The organism is Pseudomonas sp. B6001, from assembly GCF_013386015.1.
Lineage (GTDB): Bacteria > Pseudomonadota > Gammaproteobacteria > Pseudomonadales > Pseudomonadaceae > Aquipseudomonas.
Genome location: NZ_JACAOX010000050.1, coordinates 1 through 23733, shown reverse-complemented (window position 1 = coordinate 23733; position 23733 = coordinate 1). Strand labels below are relative to the sequence as shown.

The window sequence follows — 23733 nt, the reverse complement described above, 5'->3', positions numbered from 1 at the left end:
CACGGCTGGCAAAGTTCTTTGTCATTCAGCGTCCGGCGGTCTGCAACGGGTACACCGATTCCCAGCCCCCGCCCAATGCCTTGTACAACCCGACCATGGCCAGGGACACGCCGGTGGAGCTTTCCACCCACTGCTCCTGGGTCGCCAGCAACGCACTTTGCACGGTCAGTACGTTGACGAAATCCACCACGCCTTCGACGTATTGATGCTGCGCCGTGGCAAGGGCGATCTGGTTCTGCCGCACGGCTTCGGCAAGGCTGTCGCGCCGCAGTTGGCTGGCGTTGTAGCGGGTCAGTTGATCATCGATTTCATGCCAGGCCCGCAGCACGGTCTGCTGGTAGGCCAGGGCCGCTTCCTGTTGCTGGGCTTCGCGCAGATCGAGCATGCCTTGCAACCGGCCACCGTTGAAAATCGGCAAGCTCAGTTGCGGGCCGAAGGCGAATGCACGCGAACTCCACGAGCCGAAATCCGCCAGCTGCAACGCCTGGGAGCCCACGCTGCCAGACAGGGTGATGCGCGGGTAGAAGTCGCCCTTGGCCACACCAATGGAGGCGGTGGCCGCATGCAAGCGAGCTTCGGCCTGGCGGATATCCGGGCGGCGCTCGGCCAGTTGCGACGGCAGGCCGATGGCGACCTGGCGTTGGGTTTGCGGCACCGCAGCGTCCTTGGACAGTTCGGCGTACAAGGCTTGTGGCGGCTCGCCCATCAGCAGGCTCAGGGCGTTGATCAACTGGTCCTGGCGTTGCTGCAAATCCGGCAGGCGCGCCTCGATGGCGGCCACTTGAGCAGCGGCTTCGGCTACGTCCAGGTCAGTGGCGACACCGTCGGCCAGGCGCAGTTGCGAGAGCTTCAGGCTGTGGCGCGCCACCTCGAGGTTTTGCTCGGTGACGGCGCGGGTGTTTTGCACGCCGCGCAGCTGGATGTAGTCCTGGGCGGTTTCCGCCAGCACCGACAACAGCACCGCACGGCGGTCGTTTTCGGCGACTTGCAGGGTGGCGTCGGCGGCTTCGGTTTCGCGTTTTACCCGGCCCCAGAAGTCCAGTTCCCAGGCGGCGGAGAAACCCATGTCCCACTGGTTGAACGCCGAGCGGCCGTTCTTGCCCGAGGCATCGCTCAAGCCATCGGCGCTGTTGCGCTGACGCAGGTAATCGCCGGTGGCGTTGACGGTCGGGTAGCGCTCGGCGGTGATCACCTGGCGCGCCGCGCGGCTTTGTTGCAGGCGGCTGCTGGCGAGTTTCAGGTCAAGGTTATCGGTCAGCGCGCGATGGGTAAGCGCGGTGAGCTGCGCGTCGTGGAACACTTCCCACCAGCGCTCTTCCAGCGGGTCGTTGACCGCGTGACTGGCGGCTTGCCGGCCATGGGGCTCGGTCCATTGGCCGACGGGATTCTGCGGGCGCTGGAAGTCCGGGCCGACGGTGCAGGCACTCAGGGTGAGCAGGCTCAAGGTTAACCAGGCAAGGCGTCTCATTGCTGCGCCACCTCACGTTGCTGGGCGGCGGCGTGGGTGTCGACGCTGGCTTCCACCGACATGCCGACCCGCAGGCGCTCGGTCAACGCCTGGCCGGGCTCCAGGATGATTTTTACCGGAATACGCTGCACCACCTTGGTGAAGTTGCCGGTGGCGTTGTCGGGTTTGACCGAGGCAAATGTCACGCCGGTAGCTGGCGCCAGGCTTTCGAGGTGGCCCTTGAGCACTTCGCCGTCGAGGCTGTCGACCTTCACGTCCACCGTTTGGCCAGCGTGCATGTGGGACAACTGGGTCTCCTGGAAATTGGCCACCACGTAGGCCTCGGCCAGCGGTACCACGGCGAGGATCTTGCTGCCCGGCGTCACATAGGCGCCGACCCGCACCGCGCGCTCGCCGACCATGCCGTCCACCGGCGCGACGATGCGGGTGTACGACAGCTGATAGCTGGCCATTTCCAGTGCGGCCTGGGCACGTTTCAGGCCGCCCTCTGCCGCATCACGCTGGGCGCTGAGGATTTCCACCTGCTTGCGTTCAGCGGCCAGCACCGCCGTGGCATTCGCCAGGCGTGCGGTGGCCTGGTCAATACGCGTCTTGGCTTGCTGGGCGTTCTGCACGGTGCCGGCGCCTACACCCGCGAGGTGGTTGTAGCGGTTCAGTTCGTGTTCGGCAAACGCCACTTCGGCGCGATCCGCCGCCACAGTCGCCTGGGCCTGGGCGATCACCGAGCTTTGGCGCTCCAGGGTTGCCGTGGCATTTTTCAGCTGCGCCTGGGCCACCAGCGTATCGGCATCGGCCGCCTGGGCAGCGGCGCGGAAGTCACGGTCATCGATCAGCGCCAGCAACTGCCCGGCCTTGACCCGCTGGTTGTCTTCCACCAGTACTTCCTTGATGAAGCCGGCCACACGCGGCGCCACCAGGGTGTAGTCAGCGGCGACGAAGGCGTCGTTGGTGCTCTGGCGTTTGCTGCCGAACACACCCGGCGCCAGCAGGTAAACCAGCACACCGACGGCAAACACGGTGATGACGGTTACAGCGATTTTGTCTTTGCGTTTCATAACAATCCCTTTGGCTCAGTGAGCAATCAAGTCGGCGCGCGGGGCGGATAAATCCGCGTCGGCATCCAGAAAATCAGCAGGATCAACGCCGCCGCGACACCGGCCATGACGTAGTAGAGATCCGAAGAGGTGAGCACCACGGCCTGCTCGTGCAGCCGATGGGCAAGGCCGGCGGCATCGCTGTCGGCCAGGGGCGAGTTGCCCAGGCTGTCCACCAGCATGGTCGAGTGGAAATGCAGGCGGTGTGTGGTCAGGGCATCGAGCACGCCGGTGGCGACCACGGCAGCCAGGCCTTTCACGGTGTTGAACCACGCCGAGGCGAAAGGCCCGTCCTGGGGCGTGATGCTGCCGGTGGAGAGCATCAGCAGCGGCAACACCGCCATCGGTTGCCCGAAGATCTGCAGCAGTTGCAGCACGTAGAAATCATCGCGAATCCATGCCGACGTGAGTTGCGCCCCGCCCACGCAGGACAGGATCAACATGCTCAAGCCAATGCCCAATACCCAGCGGCAATCGACCCAGCGCAAGTTGCACAACGCCGCCACCAACGGCAGCGCGATCAACTGCGGCAGCGCCATGATCAGCATCACCGGTGCAGTTTGCAGCGGGCGGTAGCCTTGGACCTGGGCCAGGTAGCTGGACGGAATGATGGTCACCGCCAGCAGCACGATCAGCACCCCGGCGAGCACAATCAGCGCGAACGACAGGTTGCGTAGCCCAAGCATCTGCAACTTGAAAAACGGCATCGGGTGCGACCACTCGTTGATCATGAACAGCACCAGCAACACCAGGCCGCCGATCAACAATGAGGTAATCAGCGGCGACTCGAACCAGTCCAGCCGATTGCCCTGCAACAGGCCGATCACCAGCATGCAGATCGCCGGGAACCCCAACAGCAAGCCGCGCCAGTTGAACTGCTTGAAGCGCTCCAGGCGCAGCGGGTCCTGGGGCAAGCCGTAGGCCACGGCCGCCATGGCCAGCAGGCACGGCCCGACAATCTGCCAGAACGCCCATTGCCAGCCGACGTATTCGGTCCACATGGCCGCCAGCGGTGTGCCGAGGCTGGGGCCAAAAGTGGCCGTGAGAGCATAGCCGGCCAGGCCGTACAGCTTGACGTTGGCCGGCAGGAACCGCAGGGCCACGGTCATCAGCATCGGCGGCAAGGCGCCACCGGCCAGGCCTTGCACGGTGCGCAGGATCAGCAGGCTTTCGTAGTTCGGTGCGAACGGGCACAGCACGCCAAGTATGGTGAACAGGCCGATGGCGCAGAGGGTGAAACGGCGCAGAGAGAACGTCACCGAACACCAGGGTGCAAAGGCCATCGCCGAGACAGAGGTGGCGGTGTAGGCAGCTACCAGCCAGGTACTTTCGTCGAAGCCGATGTACATCGCACCACGAATATCGGCGAGAGCGACTTTGGTCACCATCTCGTTGAGGCCGGACACCAGTACCGCAAGCAATACGCCCACCAGGCCGATGATGATGCGCGGGCCGAAAACGGGCGGGGTAATGGCGGTCGGTTTGGCTGCGGCCAGGGGTGCGGGAGCAGCGAGGGACGTCATGAACTACAACTCGGAATAGGAAATACCCGAGCAGTTTAATAAGGCTTAGACATGACAAAAAGTGACTTATCGGAAGCTTATAAGTGCACCAGACGCAATGATCAAAATGTAGGCGATCTCTGTGGGAGCCGGGCTTGCCCGCGATGGCATCACCTCGCTATGCCTGAAAAGCCGTGTCGCCCGCATCGCAGGCAAGCCAGCTCCCACATTGACCGGGCTCACTTGCGACTCACGTGGGCTGCGCTTCCTTCCACGTCGCCTCGCAGCATTCACGCATGGTCTCGCGCAGCCATCTATGGGCCGGGTCCTTGTCGAAACGCGGGTGCCAGGCTTGGGTCAGCACCAGGGTCGGCAGGGAAATTGGCAGGGTGAAGGCTCGCAACGGCAGCTTCAGGCGATTGGCGCTGTAGAGCGCTTCCTTGGGCACCGGCAGGATCAGGTCGGAGTCCGGCAGCATGAACATCGCGCCGTGAAACCCCGGGGCGATCATCGCGACTCGGCGTTCCAGGCCCTGGGCGTTCAGGGCGGTGTCGATGGGCCCCCGGGCAATGCCGCGGCGGGAGATGCTGATATGGGAATAGCTGGCAAACCGTTCGGCGGTGATTTCTCCATCGAACAACGGGTGCCCTTCCCGTGCCAGGCCGACGAAGGTGGTGGTGAACAGGTTCTGCACCTTCACTTCCGGAGTGATCGGCATGGTGTTGCCCACCCGCAGGTCGAGACGGCCTTCACGCAGGGCCTCGTCATCGGTGTCGCCTTCCGGCACGAAGCGCAGTTCGCACAGCGGCGCCATGCGTTCCATGGTGTCGAACAGCCGACCGCCATACACTCCGACGAAAAAGTCATTGGCCCGCACGCTGAAGCGCCGGCGCAGGGTGCGCAGGTCCACTTCGTCCGCCGAGCGGAACAGCAGCGCCGCCTGCTCCACCACGCTGCGCACCTGGCCCTGTAGCTCCAGGGCCTTGGGCGTCGGTACCAGGCCGCGACCGGCACGCACCAGGATCGGATCGCCCACTGCCTCGCGGATGCGCGTGAGGGTGCGACTCATGGCGGCCGGGCTCAGGTTCATCCGCCGCGCGGCGCCTACCACACTGCCCTCGTCGAGCAAGGCGTCGAGGGCGACCAGCAGGTTCATGTCCGGTAATTGCATGCCAAGCACTCGTGATTGGTTATGAGTGAACTTGGCGCAATCGTAGCAGACTGTGGCGAGGGAGCTTGCTCCCGCTGGGCTGCGAAGCAGCCCCAAAATTTGCAATCGAGACTTTTCTGAAAGAACGCGGTGATGTTATTGGGGCCGCTTCGCGGCCCAGCGGGAGCAAGCTCCCTCGCCACAGGGTTGGTGTTCAGTCAGCGTTGCATGCCCCAGCGCTTCACGGTGACCCGCTCCAGGGTGTCGAACACCAGGTTCTCCACCAGCAACCCGATCAGGATCACCACCGCCAGGCCGGCAAACACTTTGTCGGTGTACAGCTCGTTGCGGTTCTGGAAGATGTACCAACCCAAACCGCCTTTGCCGCTGGTAGCACCGAACACCAACTCGGCGGCGATCAGCGTGCGCCAGGCGAACGCCCAACCGATTTTCAACCCGGCGAGAATCGACGGCAGCGCAGCCGGGATCAGGATGAACAACACGAAGCGCATACCCTTGAGGCCATAATTTCGACCGGCCATGCGCAGGGTTTCGGAGACGCCGAGGAACCCTGAATAGGTGTTGAGCGCCAGCGCCCACAACACTGAATGCACCAGCACGAAGATCAGGCTGTTCTGCCCCAGCCCAAACCACAACAGCGCCAGCGGCAGCAGGGCAATCGCCGGCAACGGGTTGAACATCGAGGTCAGGGTGCTCAGCAGGTCACGCCCCAGTTGGGTCGACACCGCAAGCGTGGTCAGGGCAAACGCCAGCACAATGCCGATCAGGTAACCCTTGATCAGCACCACCAGCGAGATGCTGACCTTGCTCAACAACTCGCCACTGGCCATGCCGTCGTAGAACGCGCTCAGTGTCTGCAGGAAGCTCGGCAGCAGCAGGTCATTGTTCTGATAACGGGCAGCCGCTTCCCAGAGGATCGCAAGCACGATCAGGATCAGGCTTTTACGCAGCCAGCCTTGTTGCCACAGGCGCTGGCGCCACGGCAACTCGCGCTCTACGCGTACACCGGGCAACGGTTCGAGAGTGATTTCATATTCCTGGCGCATGGTGCAAGCCCTTCAATAAGCGATGCGGATATCGGCGAAACCCAGTTCGGTTTCCACCTCGGGCGCTTCATCAAACAACAGCCGATGAATGCGCCGCGCCGAAGCCTGGAACTCCACACCGCCGAGGCTGTGCAGGTCGTATTGATGGCTGTGGATTTCCGCCCGCACCCGCCCCGGGTGCGGCGACAGCAACAGGATGCGGTTGCCCACCACCAGCGCTTCCTCGATGGAGTGGGTGACGAACAGCAGGGTGAAACGCACCTCTTCCCAGAGCAGCAATAGTTCTTCCTGCATCTTGCGCCGGGTCAGGGCGTCGAGGGCGGCGAAGGGCTCATCCATCAGCAGGATTTTCGGCTGCATGGCCAACGCCCGGGCGATTGCCACGCGGGCTTTCATGCCGCCGGACAGGGTGTGCGGGTAGGCGTCGGCAAAGGCCGTAAGGCCGACTTTTTCCAGGTAGTACAGCGCCCGCTCTTCGGCCTCGCGACGCTTGAGGGTTTTGGACGCCAGCAGCGGGAACATGACGTTCTGCTTGACGGTTTTCCACGGTGGCAGTTGGTCGAACTCCTGGAACACCACGATACGGTCCGGCCCTGGCTGCTCGACTTTTTGCCCGAGCAGACGGATCTCGCCCTCACACGGCTTGATAAAGCCGGCGATGGATTTCAGCAGCGTGGATTTGCCGCAGCCCGAAGGCCCCAACAGGACAAAGCGGTCCGCCGGGTCGATCTCGAAACTGACCTGGTGAGTGGCGCGCACCACCCGTTCGGGCGTGCGGTATTCAAGGCTGACTTTATCCACCGAAAGCAGTGCTTCGGTGGTGGTCGGGTTGCTGGCCGTGTGGCCTTGCAAGGGCGCGTTCATGTCAGCTCCCTTGCAGCGGTTTGGCGTCCTGGAAGAAGTAATCCTTCCACGATTCGGGTTTGTTTTTGATCGCGCCGACGCGGTAGAGGAATTCCGCCAGCGGGTAGGTGTTTTTCGGTGTGACGCTGAATTCGAACTGCGGGTTTTCGATGATTTTCAGCAGCTCGGCGCGGTCGATCTTGGCCTTGGTCACGCGGATGTAGGTATCGGCGGCGGCGCCTTTGTCGTTCTGGGCGAACTGCGCCGCTTCGGTCAGTGCCTCGACGAACGCCTTGTAGGTTTTCGGGTTGTCGTTGCGGAATTTCTCGGTGGCGAACAGCACGGTCGGCGAGTTAGGCCCGAGGATGTCATAGGAGTTGAGCACCACATGCACGTTCGGGTTGGTCAGGGCCTGCTCCTGGAACGGCGGGTTGGAGAAGTGCCCGGTCAGCTCGGTGCCACCGGCAATCAGCGCAGCCGTGGCATCCGGGTGCGGGACGGCGACGGTGTACTTGTCGAGGCGATTGAATTCCTTGTCGCCCCATTGCTTGGCGGCAGCGTATTGCAGGAAACGCGACTGCACGGAAACGCCCACTGCCGGTACGGCAATGCGGTCTTTTTCGGTGAAGTCGGCAATGGTCTTGACCTTGGGATTGTTGCTCACCAGGTAGTAGGGGAAGTTGCCCAGGGAGGCGACGGCTTTCACGTTCTGCTTGCCGTGGGTGCGGTCCCAGATAGTCAGCAGCGGGCCAACGCCGGCCCCGGCGATGTCGATGGAACCGGAGAGCAGCGCATCATTGACGGCTGCGCCGCCGGACAGTTGCGTCCAGTCGACCTTGATGTCGATGCCTTCCTGCTTGCCGTATTTTTCGATCAGGTTCTGGTCGCGCACCACGTTGAGCAACAGGTAGACGATGCCAAACTGCTCGGCGATGCGAATTTCGCCTTCGGCCTGGGCGGCGGCAGGCGCCACAAGACTGCCGGCCAGCAGGCTGACGCCCAGGCCAACCGTCGCGGCCAGGCGCGCAAATGGGGTTTTCTTGGACATGGTCATGCTCCGGGTCAGAAAGGCGCGTCGCCCTGGATGGTGGTGCGGTACAACTTGCGCCGCAGGTGGCTGGGGCAGCCGGCCGCCAGGTGGATCAGCGAGCGGTTGTCCCAGAACACCATGTCGTGGGGCTGCCACTGATGGCGGTAGATGTTTTCCGGCAGCACGCTGTGGGCGTACAGCTGGGCCAGCAGGTCGCGGCTTTCATCCTCAGGCAGGCCGACGATACGGGTGGTGAAGCCCTCGCTGACGAACAGCGCCTTGCGGCCGTTTTCCGGGTGGGTGCGCACAATCGGGTGTACCACTTGCGCCACTTGAGCGAGTTGCTCGGGCGTGAGGGTCGGGCGCCAATTGCCTTCGAATTTGGTTTCGCTGTAGCGTGCGGTGTAGGAGTGCGCGGCGCTGCGGCCTTCGACCGCCTTGCGCAAGGGCTCGGGCAGGTTGTCCCAGGCTTTATGCATGTCGGCGAACAACGTGTCGCCACCCTCGGACGGCAGCTCCTGGGCATGGAGCATCGAGCCCAGGCTCGGCAGCTCCTTATAGGAGAGGTCCGAGTGCCAGAACTTGCCGGCGTCTCCCAGGCCGATGGATTGGCCGTTTTCGATGATGTTGGAGACGATCAGGATTTCCGGGTGGTTGGCCAGCAGGAATTGTTTGAGCACATGGATTTGCAGCACGCCGAAACGGCGGCTGAAGGCGATCTGTTGCTCGGGGGTGATACGTTGGTCGCGGAAGACCACGACGTGATGGTCCAGATGCGCGCGGTGAATGCGTGCGAAGTCCCGGTCGCTGACCGGGCGGGCCAGGTCCAGGCCTATGATTTCGGCGCCGACGCTGCCGGGAAATGGACGGATCTCGAAGGTTTGTGTGGTGTCGGTCGCTGTTGGAACAGTAGAGGTGGCAGACATGAGTTCACTCCCGTGCAGTCAGGAGAGTGACTTTATAGTCATAAGAACCGCATTTTAAATACCGTTAGTGAATATCGATATGCAGCAATACCGCTGTTGGCCCGACTCCCGGGAATAAAATGTGCACGACGGACCTTTAGCCTGTAAGACCTGACAAATGGGAGCTGTGGGCCCGAAGAACACGCTGTTGAGTCGCTTACAAGCCGAAACCTTGCCCGTTTGACAAGCTTGTGGACAATCTCTAGTGTGCATTGGATCCAATTAGCCACCTCACCTTGAAAAGGAGGATAGCGTAGTCGTGACGCAGAAGCCGAACCCTTTGAGCAGCATCCAGATCAGCGGGCCTATCCCCGCCCATCTCGCCCGCTCCGTGATTGAAGAAACATTGCGCAACGCCATCCTGGATGGCCGCTTGCCCTGTGGCACCGCCATGCGTCAACAGGAGCTGGCCAGCTTGTTCGGGGTCAGCCGGATGCCGGTGCGCGAGGCATTGCGTCAACTGGAAGCCCAATCGCTGCTGCATGTGGTCACCCACAAAGGCGCGGTGGTGGCGCCACTGATCGAGGACCACTCGGCGGAAACCTACGCCCTGCGCATACTCCTCGAATCCGAAGCGCTGCGCTTGTCGATTCCCCTGCTCACGCCCGATGACATCGCCCAGGCCGGCGCCTTTATCGACGCGCTGGAACGGGAAAGCGACTACACCGAAATCGGCCGCCTCAACCGCCTGTTCCACATGGCGCTGTATGGCAAGGCGGGCAATCAGCGGTTGCTCAAGCTGGTTGAACACGGCTTGAACGAAGAGGAACGTTTCCTGCGCTTCAACCTCGAGGCCATGGGCCTGGGCAAGACGTCCCAGGAAGATCACCGCGAACTGCTCGACCTCGTTGCGCAAAAGAAGGTCGACGAAAGCATCCTGACCCTGCGTAACCACCTTACCCGCGGCATGGAGGTAATTACGGGTTACCTCAAAAGTCTTGAAGAGACTGAACAGAACGCTGCGCTGTAAATTCCGCGTGGAACTGAAACGCCTCCCTCGACCACAAAGCGCTGCAAAGTGACGCTGGCCGACGGAGGCCAGTGCACCACCATTAATCCCGTTAAACCATTAAGCCCAAAGAAAACTTCACACACTCCGCAGAGCGATCCAACTACCGCAATATTCCAACTCGAAAAACTTATAAAACTAAAAACACCTGAATACTTAATCAGATTATTATCAACACTCCAATTCTCCCAATCGACAGCGTGAATCCATGCTCGGTGCGTCACTGCGCGTGGCGTTCCTTTAAATAAAGCCTTGGTATTTTGTCACAGCATGCTGCTCGCCAGTAACAGTGTCAGCCTCGTACAGGGCTGCCTGTTATCAAGGCACCCGCGCATCCGTGAAAACCAATGTTTATTTGTCGCTAAAGCACAACGCTTTTATCAGGGAAGAGACAACGACTTATAGGCATCAACATGTTCCAGCACTCACACCTGCTTAAACAAAAAAAGCAGAAGTTACATCTCCATCCAATATTCAAACAAATAAATACTCTTCCAAAGTTGCAGTACTTTATGGAAAACCACGTATTCGCCGTGTGGGACTTCATGACACTCACCAAACGCCTGCAACATGACCTCACCGGTATGCGCCTGCCCTGGTTACCGCCAACGGACCCGCAAGCGGCTCGCCTGATCAATGAGATCGTATTGGGCGAAGAGTCGGACGCGTATCCCGGCCATGGGCACGGCAGCCACTTCGAGTTGTACCTGGAAGCCATGCGTGAAGTCGGCGCGAGCACGGCGAACATCGAGCGGTTCGTCAGCCTGCAGCGTGACGGCAACGATGCAGAAACGGCCCTGCAAAAAATCGATATCCACCCGTCCGTGGCCCGGTTCGTCAGAAGTACCCTGCAGGTTGCCCTGGACGCCCCGACGCACTGCGTGGCGGCTGCCTTTCTCCACGGGCGCGAGAGCGTCATCCCGGCGATGTTCAAGCGCATCCTGGAGGAGTGCGAGGTGCTCCATCGCCAGGCGCCCACCTTCTGCTACTACCTCAAGCGCCACATGGAGATCGACGCCCAGGAGCATGGACCGGCGGCAACGCAATTGCTGCAACGCCTTACCCTCGGCGACCCAAGCCGCGAGCAGCAAGCCGACAGTTGCGCCCTCGGCGCCGTGGAAAGCCGCCTGGCCTTATGGGATGGGTTGCATAGGTGCCTGCCGGAGATGAGCGCATGAACCCTGCCGACTACCGCTCATTTGCCGACGACTGGGAGCGCCGCGCGACCATCCGCACACGCCCGCGGCGGCGGCTGGAAAACGATCAGAAACTGATCTACCCCCTGAGCCGACAGCCCCTGGTGCTGAGCGCGACCTTTATCGACCAATGCCCGCAGTGCCGTGATTTTGTCTTGCTGCAGACGTTCTACAAGTTCATCAACGACGTGGTGATCTTTGAAACCGAGATCGTCGACAAGACCGCCCGCAGCATCGCCAAGAATCGCTTTTCGGTGCCCTTCCCGCTTGCCTGTCGCTACGACGCCATGACCGTGGTGGTAGACGAGGATTACCACGCCCTCGTCGCCCTCGATTTCATGCAACAGACCATCGAGATGACCGGGATCCCACCCCTTGAACTACCCGCGCAAATCGAGCTGAGCCGCGCCTTGCCTGCCGCACTGGCGCTGGCGCCCGAACACCTGCGCGATGCCGTGGAACTGATTGCCGTGGCCATCGCCGAGAACACCGTGACCCATGACGTGGCAGCGTTTTCCAAGGACGACAGTGTCAAGCAGTCCATCCGTGGGTTGATGGCCGACCACCTGTTTGACGAGGGCCGCCACGCGCTTTTCTGGACGCGCCTGGTGCGTATTTATTGGCAGTCTGCAGACGCCGCGGACCGCGACTGTATCGCCCGGATCCTGCCGGTTTTTCTCCAGCATTACCTGACCCACGACCTGCAGAAAAACTTCGACCTGCACTTGATCGAGCACCTGGATGTCAGTGACGGCACGCGCTCTGCGCTGCGCACTGAAGTGCAGGCGATAGGCTTTCCCATTACCCGCCAGCACCCGTTGATCGGCAATATCATGGGCTTCCTGAACCACAGCGGCCTGCTGCAAACGCCGAGTGTGGTTGGGGCGCTGGATGCCTTTCTTGCGGCACCAGGAGGGCACCCATGAGGCACCTGAAGATTGGGCTGGCGGGCTTCAGCGCGGCGCTGAATGAACTGGGTGAGACATTGGCGCAATACGGTCATGGGGTGCTGCGAGCACAGGATGTCACCCACCTAGTAGACCTGCTGATTGATGACGGTAGCGAGGAGGTTCCGCCCGGCGTGACGTGCACAGCCTTGATGAGCCTGCGCGTGGGTATGGGAGCGTTGACCGGCTGTGGATTGCCGGCCCTGCAGCTCAGGTGTTACGCCCACTCACGGCGACTCCTGACAACCCTGGAGGTTGCCGGAGAAGCCTGTGGCAATGGTCAACGGCTGCGTCAACACGCAGTAAGCAGCCTGGTGGAGTGGGTAGCCCAACAGGTGAGTGGGTTCTCCCGGGACCCGGGCTATTTCTCGCAGGCGGCCGTCGCCTCTGATGATCCGGAACACGGCCTGCAAGCGCTCGCATCCCTGGCGTACCTGCATCGTTTTAACCTGACGGCCGATTTGGTTCTGCAGCAGCAAGCCCAGGTACCCCTGATCGAACGATTGGAAAACAGTCTGCAAACCTTCGCCGACCGGCTGGCGTTGAACATTGCCGGCAGCGGGCTGACTTACCGACAGTTGCATCGCCAGAGCCTGGCTATCCAGCACCGTCTGCGACCTCTGCTTGGGCCCCACGACACACCGCCGGTAATCGGCGTCTGCCTGGACAAATCCCTGGAGCTGTACGCCAGCATTCTCGCGGTACTCGCCTGCGGTGCGGTGTACCTGCCCCTGGAGCCGGGCCACCCGCTGCAACGCCAGCAAGCGATGCTGGAAAACGCCGGCGTCTCGGTGCTGCTGGATGATGGCAAGCATCCACTGCGGGACGGGTTCTGTGCATTGGATGTGAGTGCCGTCGACACTCCCGACACCTCGCTGCCAATGCGCCAGCGCCCCGCCATGGACGACCCTTGCATGGTGCTCCACACCTCGGGCACTACCGGCCACCCCAAGGGCGTGCTGCTCAGCCAGCACAACCTGGCCCATTTCAGCGCCTGGTTCGGGGGTCATGTGCAGCTGAGCGAACACAGCCGGGTCTTGCAGTTTTCGCCCTTGAGTTTTGACTCGTCCCTGATCGATATCTTCCCGAGCCTGATCGCGGGCGCCGAGCTGATCGTGCCCAGTGAGGACCAGCGACGCGACCCGCAGCAACTGGTGGAGTTGATCCGACAACAGCGCGTCACCCACGCCTTCCTGCCGCCGGCGCTGCTGAGCATCCTGCCGCTGGATCAACCCCTGGGCCTGGCGCACCTGATGACCGGAGGCGACGTGTGCGAGCCCTATGTCATCGAGCAGTTGGCAGGCCAGTGTCGCCTGCACAATTTCTACGGGCCCACCGAAGCCACCGTGCTGGTGACCAGCCACACATTGCAGCCGGGCGACAGCAATCGCAACCTCGGCACGCCCATCGCCAACAGCCAGGTACTGATCCTCGACGAGCACCTGCAACCGGTGGATGAGCAGGTGTTGGGCGAACTGTACATCGCCGGTCCCGGCGTCAGCCTGGGTTACCTCAACCAGCCGCGTCAGACCGCCGAGCATTTCGTCCCCCTGGAGTTGCCCGACGGCCAGACCTTGCGGGCCTACCGCACAGGCGACCTGGCGAAGTGGACCGCTGCCGGCATCGAGTTGGTCGGGCGCCGGGATCAGCAGGTGAAGATCCGTGGGTTCCGGGTCGAACCGCAAGAGATCGAACATTGCCTGCGCAGCAGTCAGCTGTTTCGCCAAGTGGCGGTGGTGATTGACCGTGAGCGGCGAATCCTGGCTTTTGTTGCTCAGCCCGAAACACAAGACGCCCTGCCTGCACTGACGCAGCATGCCCGGCAAACACTGCCGGACTATTTGCGGCCAACCCTGTGCACGGAACTTGCGAGCATGCCGTGCACCCCCAACGGAAAGGTCGACCGCCAGGCATTGCTGGCGTTACCGACTCCAACGCTGCCGGCCATCATTCACGGCGAACCGCACACGCCCATGCAAGTGCAGTTGCTCAACCTGTGGAGCGAGTTGCTGGGCATGCCGGTCACGCAGCTGTCGGCCGACGAGAGCTTCTTCAATCTTGGCGGCCATTCCATCCTGCTGTCGACGATGCTGCTGCGTATCCGCGAGCAGTTCGGGCGCAGCCTCTCCCTCAGCCGGTTTTTTGAAACCCCCACGGTTCGTACCCTCGCTACGCTGATGGGGGACGACGCACCACCCGAAGCACCGACCGGCCAGGCTACCCGGGATGCGCTGCGTGAGCTGCATGTGCAGACATTGCCGGCTGAACAGGCGGGCGAACGTCGCCGGGTGATCGTGACCGGGGCCAACAGTTTTCTCGGGGTGCATATCGTCGAGGCACTGTTGGCCGAGGGTGCACTTGAAGTGGCGTGCCTGGTGCGCGAACGGCCCGGACATTCGGCGACCGCGAGGTTTGCCGAGGCCCTGCGAGAGTACCGTCTGGAACACCTGGACCTGAGCCGGGTGCAGGTGTATGCCGCCGACATCAGCCAGCCGCGTCTTGGCCTGTCGAGTGAGGTGTATGACTACCTCGCCGGGGAGTTCGGCGTGTTGGTGCACAACGCCGCCCACGTCAATCATGTGATGGATTACGCCACCCTGGCCAAGGACAACGTCGAACCGGTGCTGGAATGCCTGCGCCTGTGTGAAACCCGGTGCAAGAAGGTCTTCAATTTTATCTCGACGCTGTCGGCCGCCAGCACTATCGACGCACATGGCCAGGTACTCGAAAACCCCGCCGCGGCCACCCCGCCGCTCTACATCCAGAATGGCTACAACCTGTCCAAATGGGTTGCCGAACGCTTGCTGGGACGCGCCGCAGCGCAAGGTGCCTGGGTCAATATCCATCGCCCGGGGAACATCAGCTTCAACAGCCGCAGCGGAGTCTGCGAGCCACAGAAGAATCGCCTGATGTTGATGCTCAAAGGTTCACTCCAACTGGGCCTGGTGCCGCACCTTGAGTTGAATTTCGACCTGATGCCGGTGGACTTTCTCGCCCGGTTTATTGCGTTCCACAGCAGCCGCTGCCGTGCTGGAGGGACGGTGTTCAACCTGCATAACCCGCAGCCCCTGAGCTGGGAAACCTACGTCGACGCCTTTCGCCAGGCAGGCCACGCATTCGAGCTGGTGAGCGTGGCTCACTGGCAACGTCACCTGCACACAGTGGACAGCCGCAATGCGCTGTTCGGCGTACTGGGCTTCTACCTCAACGGGGTGGGCGAGGACATCGGCGATACCTCGATGATCCGCCATGACAACGCACGACGCGGCGTCGAGCAGATGGGCGGACGCTACCCCGAAAAAAATCCGGCGCTGTTACGCAAGGGCTGCGAGTACCTGCGCAGCACCGGTTTCCTGTGACCAGGCTCTCAATTGAAGGAAGACCTTATGAAACCCGATACGTTGATTCGCAACCCTTGCGCCAAACCTGTGGTGTCCTCAGTTGTGGTTGCCTGTGATGCCGCCGGTGCGTGGGCGGTGGTCGGTGACTTTGGCGGATTTGATCGATTCATCCCCGCCTTGTCCCACATCGAAATCACTGGTGCGGGCGCGGGATCGCTGCGCAAGAAGTTCTTCCACGATGGACACCTGGTGGTGGAGCAACTCAACAGCCGCGACGAGCAGGCCATGCGCATGACCTGGACCACGATCTACAACACCTTGGGCGTAGCACGGTTGTGGGCCGCCATGGATGTCGAACCGTTGGGAGCAGGATCCTCACGGGTGACCTGGACGATCATCGCCGAGCCGGTTGAACCTGGCGTGGAGGGATTTGAGCCGTTTGTGCAGGCATTCGCCGACGGTGCGCTGGCGAATGTGCGAGCGATGTTTGGCTAAAGGAGACAGGAGCGAGCAGGCTCGCTCCTGTGTGTTCATCGATCAGATTTTGAAACTGTCGACCAACTGCTTCAGCCGGTTGGCCTGTTGAGACAAGGCGTCGCAATCCTTCAAGGTTTCGTTGAGGTTGGCCACGCCCTGCTGGTTCAGCAGGTTGATCTGGTTGATGTCGACGTTGAGAGTTTCCACCACGGCGGTCTGTTCCTCGGTGGCGGCCGCTACCGACTGGTTCATCCCGTCGATCTCGACGATCCGCTGCGTCACGCTGACCAGGCGTTCACCGGCCTGGTTGGCGACCTCGACGCTTTCTTCGCTGGAGGTCTGGCTGGCGTTCATCGTGGTCACGGCCTCACGCGAGCCAATCTGCAGCGAGGTGATCATTTTGTGGATCTCTTCTGCCGACTCCTGGGTGCGGTGCGCCAGGTTGCGTACTTCATCCGCCACAACGGCAAACCCACGCCCGGCCTCACCGGCACGTGCCGCTTCAATCGCGGCGTTGAGGGCCAACAGGTTGGTTTGCTGGGAGATGCCTTTGATCACGTCCAGGATGTGGCCGATGTTGTCGGTGCTGGCGTTCAGGGTTTCAATCTGCGTGCAGGACAGGCTGATTTTTTGCGAAAGCTCCGACATCGCCAGGATGGTTTTCTCGACCACCTTGCGCCCATCATCGGCCTGCTCACTGGCACCACTGGCGTGTTGCGAAGCATCAGCGGCGTTGCGCGCGATTTCCTGCGTGGCGGCCCCCAGTTCGTTGATCGCTGCGGCCACGCTGTTGGTGCGCGCGCTTTGTTCGTCAGAACCGATGATCGACGCGTTGGACGAGGCCATTACTCGCTGGGACAGGTCGTGCACCTGGCGCGTCGCCGAGGAAACTTCGGAAATCGACGCGTGAATACGCTCGACGAATTGGTTGAAGGCACTGCCCAAATCACCGAACTCGTCCTTGCTTTCCACTGTCAGGCGGCGGGTCAGGTCACCCTCGCCCTGGGCGATGTCCTGCATGGCGCGGCCCATGGTGGTCAGCGGGCGCATCAAGACCTGGATCAGGACGCTCAGGAACACGGCAATGGCGGCAACCGCAATGAACATGGCGATCAATGCCGAGGTACGGAACTTACCCAGCGGTGCGTAGGCTTTGTCTTTGTCGATCGACAGGCCGATGTACCAGTCGGCATTCGGCAACCCGCTGATCGGGGTGAAGGACAAAATCCGTTCCTGGCCATTCAAGACCACTTCCTGGCTGAGCTTCTCGATGCGCACGTTGGTGCCGGGATAGATGTCCTTGAGGTTCTTCATCACCTGGTCCTGGTCCGGGCTGACAATCACCTGACCATCACCGCTGACCAGGAATGCATGGCCGATGCCGCCGAAATCCACCGAGTTGATGATCTTCACCAGGGTTTGCAGGCTCAGGTCACCGCCGACCACGCCAAGCAGTTCGCCATTCTTTTTCACCGGCATCGCGATGGTCACGATCAGCCCGCCTACCGCAGCCATGTAGGGCGGTGTGAGCATGGTATTGTCGGCTGCGACAGCTTGCTTGTACCAGGGACGCTGACGCGGATCGTAGCCATCGGGCATTTTGGCGTCGGGACGCTGGGTGAACACGCCGTTGGTGGAACCGACGTAGGTGAACTGGAAGTTGGAGGTAAATGCCGACTGGTCGACCAACCCCGGAAGATCGGCAGAGCTGCCTTGATGGGCCACGTTTTGCGCGAGGCTTTCCAGTACCAGCACCCGCCCGCTGAGCCAGTTCTGCACGCTGCTGGCGGTGAGTTCACCGGATTGCTGAATGGACGACTCCAGGTTTTGCCGGATGGTATTGCGCTGCAAGTAGTCGTTGTAGAACGTGAATAACGCGAAGGCCAGAACCACTACGCCTGACGCGGCCAACAGAATTTTATGACTGAACTTGAGATTCATTTCATTGACTTCTTTTTGCCAAAAGGGGGTGAGCGTGCCGGATGCAACATTCCATGTAACGGTATAGGCAGACTCTGCGACTGCTCTATTTCGGTGCACGCATGGCTCGTCAGGCTTTCGGCCAAGGCAGGATAAATCTTAGGAATTTGTGAGAAGCATCTGCTTTTAATGTCAGAAACCGACCAGTGGTAGCGCTCTAACGTCAGGAGTTGCAAAATTTTTCAGGCTTGTCGACAATGCGACTAATTATCATTTGTGACGCTTTGCCAGGCCGTGTGAATGCCCTCATCCGAGTACGCAGTACAGACGCTTTACAGCAACCATCATGGCTGGCTGAACACTTGGCTGCGCAGCCGTCTGGGTAACGCAGCGGATGCGGCGGACCTGGCCCAGGACACGTTCGTGCGGCTGCTGCAAAAAACCGAACGTTTCGAACTCAAGGCCCCTCGCGCTTTCCTGCGCACTATCGCGCGGGGCCTGGTGATCGATCATTGGCGTCGCGAAGAAATCGAGCGCGCCTACCTGGAGTCCATCGCGCATTTGCCCGAAGCCTTGGCGCCGAGTGCTGAAGAACGTGCGTTGATTCTGGAATTGCTGGAGTCCATCGCCCGGCTTCTGGACGGACTCAAGCCCAAGGTACGCAAGGCGTTTCTACTGGCTCAATGCGACGGCCTGACTTACAAGCAGATTGCGCAGCAGATGGGTGTATCACTGCGTTCGGTGGAACGCTATGTCGCCGAGGCGCTTTATCACTGTTATGTGCTGCGGTATGAGGCATGACCTCGATGGATAACACCGCGCGCGCAGGAATCGACCCGCAGGTGGTCAAGCAGGCCATCAGTTGGATGCTGCGCCTGCGTAACAATCGCGCCAATGTCCGCCTGAAGGCGCAGTGCGAGCACTGGCGCGAGGCTCATCATGAACACGAGTTGGCCTGGCAACGCGTGCAGGCACTGCAGCATGAATTAAGCAGCCAGTTGGCGGCGATTCCCGGGGCCCATGTGGCGCTGGAGAACAGTGCCCAGCGCCTTGGGCGCCGGCAGGCATTGAAGGTATTGTCCGGCGTGCTGTTGATGGGTTCGGCGGCCTGGGTCAGCCGAGACCTCACCGGCTGGCAGCGTTGGACCTCTGACCTGGCTACCACCACTGGCGAACGCCGTAGCGTGCAACTACCGGATGGCACGCGCCTGCAGCTCAATACCGATAGCGCAGTGGACCTCGACTTCAACCCGCAACAACGCTTGATCACATTGGTGCGCGGGGAAATCCTGGTGACCTGCGGCGCCGCGGCGACCGCCCCCCTGCTGGTTCGCACCCGCCATGGTTTGTTCGAAGGAATAGACGGGCGATTTGTGGTGCGCCAGGACAGCGATTGCACACGCCTGAGCGTCGCGTCAGGCAACGTGGCGATTCATTCACCGCATACCGCCGACGGGCTTTTTACTCAAGTGCATGCAGGAGAAAGCTACCTGGTGCGTCAGAATGCGGCCGCTCTGGCACCGCCTTCGGATATGGATACAGGGGCCTGGGCCGACGGATTGATCGTCACCCGCAACATGCGTCTTGCCGACTTCCTGGCGGAGGTGGGGCGCTATCGCCATGGTTATCTGGGCTGCTCGAGCGATATCGCAGATTTGCGCTTGTCTGGTGTTTTTCGCCTGGAGGACACCGAGAAACTATTGGCGATCCTTCCGCAGACGCTGCCTGTGCGCCTGCGCTATCGCACCCGCTGGTGGGTGAGCCTGGAGCATCAGGCCTGATTATTTTTGGCGTGCCTGATTTATTTTTGGCGGCTTTTTTCCGTGAGTCCGGCTTAGACAGTAAGCAATTCAATCTGCCTTCAGCGACCTCTACGGATCTCGATAATGACTGTGCGTTTTTTCAGCAACTCTCCCTCTTCCTACCCTTTGCTCGGCAAAGCCGTACGCGCAGCATTGCTGTCGACCACGATGGGCATCGGCTTGCTGCCAGTGGCCGGTGTCGCGGCTGATAGCGGGGTCGAACGTATCAGCCAGCGCTATGACATCCCGGCAGGCGCGCTGAGCGATGTGCTCAATCAGTTTGCCCGTCAGGCAGGCATCACCCTTTCCAGCACGCCTGCGCAGACTCAGGGCCGACAGTCTCCCGGGCTGCACGGGGAGTACTCGGCCGAACAGGGCCTGAGCCAATTGCTCAACGGCTCAGGCTTGCAGGCGCAGGCCCAGGACGACGTGAGTTTCGTGTTGCAGGTCCAGCCCGAGAGCGAGGCGCTGACCTTGCCGACCACCGACATCAAAGGCTTCGCCCTGGGTAATGCCCTGGGCAGCATGGAAGGCTACAACGCGACCCACAGCCAGATCGCCACCAAGACCAGTACCGCGCTGCTGGAAACGTCTCAGACGGTTTCAGTGGTGACCCGCGAGCAGATGGACGACCAAGGCTCGCAAACCGTTGCCCAGGCCATGCGTTACACCCCTGGCGTGCTGACCAACCCTTATGGCGCCACTCACCGCTATGACTATGTGGCGATGCGTGGTTTCAACGACGGTTCGGTGGATAACATCTACCTGGACGGTTTGAAATCCATGGGTGACAGCGGAACCTACAGCACCATGCAGGTGGACCCGTATTTCCTCGAGCGCGTAGATATCCTCAAAGGACCGTCATCGGTGCTCTACGGGCGCAGCTCGCCGGGTGGGCTGGTGGCGTTGACCAGCAAGAAGCCATTGTTTGAGCCATACCATCAGGTCCAGGCCACGATAGGTTCCCAAGGGCAGCGAGGCATGGGTTTCGACTTCAGCGGCCCGGTGGATGACGACAAGCGCATTGCTTACCGACTGACCGGGCTTGCAGACAAGTCCGACACGCAATTCGACCATGCCAAGGAAAAACGCTACGCGCTGGCACCCACCTTGAGCATCGACTTTACCGATGACACGTCCCTCACACTCCAGGCTTACCTGCAGCATGACCCCGACGGTGGCTACCACGGAGGCATGCCGGCAGATGGCGCGCTGCATCAGCGCAACGGCCAGCGGATCTCCAATCACTTCTTCGAAGGCGAACCGGGCATTGATGGGTACAAGCGTGATCAACAGTCGTTCGGCTATCAGTTCGAGCATCGCTTCAATGATGTTTTCACGGCGCGGCAGAACTTTCGGTATCTGGACTCCAAGGTCCGGCTGGACCAGGTGTATGCCTATGGCTGGACCACGCCCACCAGTAATGAGCTGAATCGCTACTACTCAGGCGGTGACGAAAAGCTGCATGCGTTCATCATCGACAACATGCTGCAGGCTGAATTTTTTACCGGCGCGACCAAGCATACGGTGTTGATGGGGGCGGACTATCAGCGGCGCAAAACCGTCGTGGACTGGAGCAGCGGCTCTCTTGCGCCAATCAATGCGTTCAACCCGGTGTATGGCAATTCCGAGATCAGCTATTACAGCCCAACCAGTTATCTGCGCCGGCTCGAGCAGACCGGCGTTTACCTGCAAGACCTGATTGAGATGGACAAGTGGCGGTTCTCCCTCGGGCTGCGTCAGGACTGGGTTGAGACCTCCGATGAAAATCGCATTGCCGAAGCGGGACGACCGCTGGGCACAGAGATCAGTGATAAACGTACCAAACTGACCGGCCGGGCCGGAGCGCTCTACTTGTTTGATAACGGTCTCGCGCCCTACGTCAGCTATTCCGAATCCTTCAACCCGAACTCCTATTCGGATAGTGCCGGCAATCCCCTTGCACCTACCGACGGCACCCAGTGGGAAGTCGGCTTGAAGTATCAGCCGCCGGGTACCGACAATTTGTTCACGGCCTCGCTGTTCCGCATCGACCAGGAAAACCTGGCGACCAAACTGCCGCAGGAAAACTTCTATCGCGCGGTCGGCGCTGTGCGCTCCCAGGGCCTGGAGCTGGAGGCGCATATGCAGTTGACCGACCATCTCAAATTGTTGGGCAGCTATACCTTCACCGATATCGAGTATTCGAAGTCGATGGTCAGCACGCTGAGTACCGCAGACAACGTGATCGAGAACAAGGGGAACTCGCCGACGCAGGCGCCGCGTCATATGGCGTCGGTATGGGCAGACTACAAGTTCGATAGCGGCGCACTGGATGGCCTGCGACTCGGTGGCGGTGTTCGTTATGTCGGCTACAGCTGGGCAGATGCGGAGAACACCATGAAGGTGCCCGCCTACACGCTGTTTGATGCCTCGATGGGTTATGACCTTGGCAAGGTTGGACTGAAGGGTGTGGATGTACGCCTGAATGCCAACAACCTGACGAACGAGTCGTACGTGGCGTCGTGTGCCAGTTTGAACTTCTGCTACCTGGGTGAAGAGCGCAACGTCAGTGCGACGGTGAGCTACCAGTTCTGATCCCTCTCGATTCATACAAAGCCAGTTCCTGATTCCAGGCGCTGGCTTTGTCGTCTTTGCAGGAAATTTTTATGCGCGCATTGCTGGTTTTACTTCATCGCTACATCGGGTTGGCAACGGCGTTGTTTCTGATGATGGCGGGACTCACGGGCAGCCTTCTGGCGTTTAACCATGAGTTGGATGAATGGCTCAATCCCGGCTTTTATGGAGCAACGGCCAAAGGTTCGGCATTGCCGCCAGGTGAACTGGTGGACACGTTGCAGGGGCAGCATCCCAAACTGCAAGTCTGGTACATGGAGTATCCACAAGAGGCCGGTCATACCGCGATGCTGGCGGCAGTTGCGAGAAACGATCCGGCGACGGGCAAACCCTTTGAGGAGCCCAACCAGGTCTTTTACCTGGATCCGGTCAGCGGCGAAGAAATGGGCCGGCGTGTTTGGGGGGCTTGCTGCTTTCAGCGCGAGAACTTCATTCCGTTCATTCTGGAATTTCACTACAACCTGACACTGCCGGGTAATTGGGGTTTGTGGCTGATGGGACTGGTGGCGATAGCATGGGTGTTCGATTGTTTTATCGCGCTGTGGCTGACCCTGCCGAGAGGTAAACCGTTCTGGAAGAAGTGGTCCAAGGCGTGGAAGATCAAGGGCGGCCACGCTTACCGGCTGAACTTCGACCTGCATCGTGCAGGCGGGTTATGGCTTTGGCTGTTGTTGCTGCCGATTGCAGTCAGCAGCGTCGCGATGAATTTGCCGAGCCAGGTGTTCAAGCCTGCTGTCTCGCTGTTCTCACCGGTTGAGCCTAGCGTCTATGAGGCCCGTGGCGGGTTACCCGCCGAGCAATTGGGCGTGACACAACTGAGTTATCAACAGGCCTATGAGCGGGCGCTGGAGGAAGGCACGCGGCTGGGACTGACGGCGGCGATTGGAGAGCTTTACTACAGCTTTGAGTACAACTTTTATGGGGCGGGTTTTGGACAACATGATACCGAGGCCCATGGGAAATCCTGGATGTTTTTCCACGGGACGGATGGGCGTTTACTGGGGCAGGAAATAGCAGGGCAAGGTACGTTGGGAGAGCGCTTTTATCGGCTGCAACTGCCGATCCATGGGGGCAGGATCATCGGGGTGGCGGGTCAGGTGCTGATTGCGCTGCTGGGAGCTGTGATCGCGATGTTGTCTGCTACCGGGATCTATATATGGTGGCGCAAGTTAATGGCCAGGCGAAGCAGTAAGGCACGCAAAGGGTGAGCCGGTTCTAGTTGTTTGCCCAGCCCTTAAACGACAAAACCCCTGTCTGCGCTAGCAGACAGGGGTTTCGGAATTCAATCTTGACGATGACCTACTCT

18 protein-coding genes are annotated in these 23733 nt (G+C 60.7%); 9 read left to right on the top strand and 9 right to left on the bottom strand.

All coding sequences use genetic code 11. The features are described from left to right. Nucleotides 1-25: 25 nt before the first annotated feature. From HX821_RS30540 to HX821_RS30505, 8 genes are all read right to left on the bottom strand, one after another. Nucleotides 26-1468 (bottom strand): efflux transporter outer membrane subunit, encoded by a 1443-nt coding sequence (locus tag HX821_RS30540; protein ID WP_177020630.1) that lies wholly within the window; start codon nucleotides 1466-1468, stop codon nucleotides 26-28. After that, nucleotides 1465-2523 (bottom strand): HlyD family secretion protein, encoded by a 1059-nt coding sequence (locus HX821_RS30535; RefSeq protein ID WP_003218219.1) that lies wholly within the window; start codon nucleotides 2521-2523, stop codon nucleotides 1465-1467. The genes HX821_RS30540 and HX821_RS30535 overlap by 4 nt, the downstream gene beginning before the upstream one ends. Nucleotides 2524-2549: 26 nt before the next feature. Then, the gene (locus tag HX821_RS30530; RefSeq protein ID WP_177037326.1) at nucleotides 2550-4085 is read right to left on the bottom strand and encodes an MFS transporter; all 1536 of its coding nucleotides are present in this window, start codon (nucleotides 4083-4085) and stop codon (nucleotides 2550-2552) included. A 229-nt stretch (nucleotides 4086-4314) separates the two neighbouring features. Next, on the bottom strand, nucleotides 4315-5235 hold the full coding sequence (locus tag HX821_RS30525; RefSeq protein WP_003218223.1) for a LysR family transcriptional regulator: 921 nt from the start codon (nucleotides 5233-5235) through the stop codon (nucleotides 4315-4317). A gap of 197 nt (nucleotides 5236-5432) precedes the next feature. Further along, complete coding sequence (locus HX821_RS30520; RefSeq protein ID WP_003218225.1) at nucleotides 5433-6281, bottom strand: ABC transporter permease; 849 nt, start codon at nucleotides 6279-6281, stop codon at nucleotides 5433-5435. A 12-nt stretch (nucleotides 6282-6293) separates the two neighbouring features. Continuing rightward, nucleotides 6294-7145 carry an ABC transporter ATP-binding protein gene (locus HX821_RS30515; RefSeq protein ID WP_177037325.1) on the bottom strand — a complete coding sequence of 284 codons (852 nt, stop codon included), beginning with the start codon at nucleotides 7143-7145 and terminating at the stop codon, nucleotides 6294-6296. Nucleotide 7146: 1 nt separating this feature from the next. Beyond that, nucleotides 7147-8172, bottom strand: coding sequence for an ABC transporter substrate-binding protein (locus tag HX821_RS30510; protein ID WP_003218229.1), 1026 nt, complete (start codon nucleotides 8170-8172; stop codon nucleotides 7147-7149). Between the two features lie 14 nt (nucleotides 8173-8186). Continuing rightward, the gene (locus HX821_RS30505; protein WP_177037324.1) at nucleotides 8187-9080 is read right to left on the bottom strand and encodes a TauD/TfdA family dioxygenase; all 894 of its coding nucleotides are present in this window, start codon (nucleotides 9078-9080) and stop codon (nucleotides 8187-8189) included. 298 nt (nucleotides 9081-9378) lie between these two features. Between HX821_RS30505 and HX821_RS30500 the strand changes: the two genes are divergently transcribed. The 5 genes from HX821_RS30500 to HX821_RS30480 all read left to right on the top strand — a co-directional run bounded on the left by HX821_RS30500 (nucleotide 9379) and on the right by HX821_RS30480 (nucleotide 16107). After that, nucleotides 9379-10089: a GntR family transcriptional regulator gene (locus tag HX821_RS30500; protein WP_134325512.1), complete on the top strand. Its 711-nt coding sequence runs from the start codon at nucleotides 9379-9381 to the stop codon at nucleotides 10087-10089. Nucleotides 10090-10541: 452 nt separating this feature from the next. Beyond that, nucleotides 10542-11306 carry a DUF3050 domain-containing protein gene (locus HX821_RS30495; RefSeq protein WP_177037323.1) on the top strand — a complete coding sequence of 255 codons (765 nt, stop codon included), beginning with the start codon at nucleotides 10542-10544 and terminating at the stop codon, nucleotides 11304-11306. Next, nucleotides 11303-12250: a diiron oxygenase gene (locus HX821_RS30490; protein ID WP_177037321.1), complete on the top strand. Its 948-nt coding sequence runs from the start codon at nucleotides 11303-11305 to the stop codon at nucleotides 12248-12250. The genes HX821_RS30495 and HX821_RS30490 overlap by 4 nt, the downstream gene beginning before the upstream one ends. Continuing rightward, nucleotides 12247-15630 (top strand): amino acid adenylation domain-containing protein, encoded by a 3384-nt coding sequence (locus HX821_RS30485; protein ID WP_177037320.1) that lies wholly within the window; start codon nucleotides 12247-12249, stop codon nucleotides 15628-15630. Before HX821_RS30490 ends, HX821_RS30485 begins: the two co-directional genes overlap by 4 nt. Before the next feature lie 27 nt (nucleotides 15631-15657). Further along, nucleotides 15658-16107: an SRPBCC family protein gene (locus HX821_RS30480; RefSeq protein WP_177037318.1), complete on the top strand. Its 450-nt coding sequence runs from the start codon at nucleotides 15658-15660 to the stop codon at nucleotides 16105-16107. Nucleotides 16108-16149: 42 nt separating this feature from the next. On the opposite strand, the gene HX821_RS30475 is transcribed toward HX821_RS30480, so the two are convergent. Continuing rightward, on the bottom strand, nucleotides 16150-18030 hold the full coding sequence (locus HX821_RS30475; protein WP_177037316.1) for a methyl-accepting chemotaxis protein: 1881 nt from the start codon (nucleotides 18028-18030) through the stop codon (nucleotides 16150-16152). A gap of 279 nt (nucleotides 18031-18309) precedes the next feature. Here HX821_RS30475 and HX821_RS30470 point away from each other — a divergent pair, with 279 nt between their 5' ends. From HX821_RS30470 to HX821_RS30455, 4 genes are all read left to right on the top strand, one after another. Further along, entirely contained in the window at nucleotides 18310-18810 is a 501-nt protein-coding gene (locus tag HX821_RS30470; RefSeq protein ID WP_008433614.1) for a sigma-70 family RNA polymerase sigma factor, read from the top strand. Beyond that, on the top strand, nucleotides 18807-19790 hold the full coding sequence (locus HX821_RS30465) for a FecR domain-containing protein (RefSeq protein WP_177037314.1): 984 nt from the start codon (nucleotides 18807-18809) through the stop codon (nucleotides 19788-19790). Before HX821_RS30470 ends, HX821_RS30465 begins: the two co-directional genes overlap by 4 nt. Before the next feature lie 105 nt (nucleotides 19791-19895). Then, nucleotides 19896-22388, top strand: a complete 2493-nt coding sequence (locus tag HX821_RS30460) for a TonB-dependent siderophore receptor (protein WP_008433611.1) — start codon at nucleotides 19896-19898, stop codon at nucleotides 22386-22388. Between the two features lie 71 nt (nucleotides 22389-22459). Continuing rightward, complete coding sequence (locus HX821_RS30455; RefSeq protein WP_177037312.1) at nucleotides 22460-23635, top strand: PepSY domain-containing protein; 1176 nt, start codon at nucleotides 22460-22462, stop codon at nucleotides 23633-23635. Nucleotides 23636-23733: the final 98 nt, after the last annotated feature.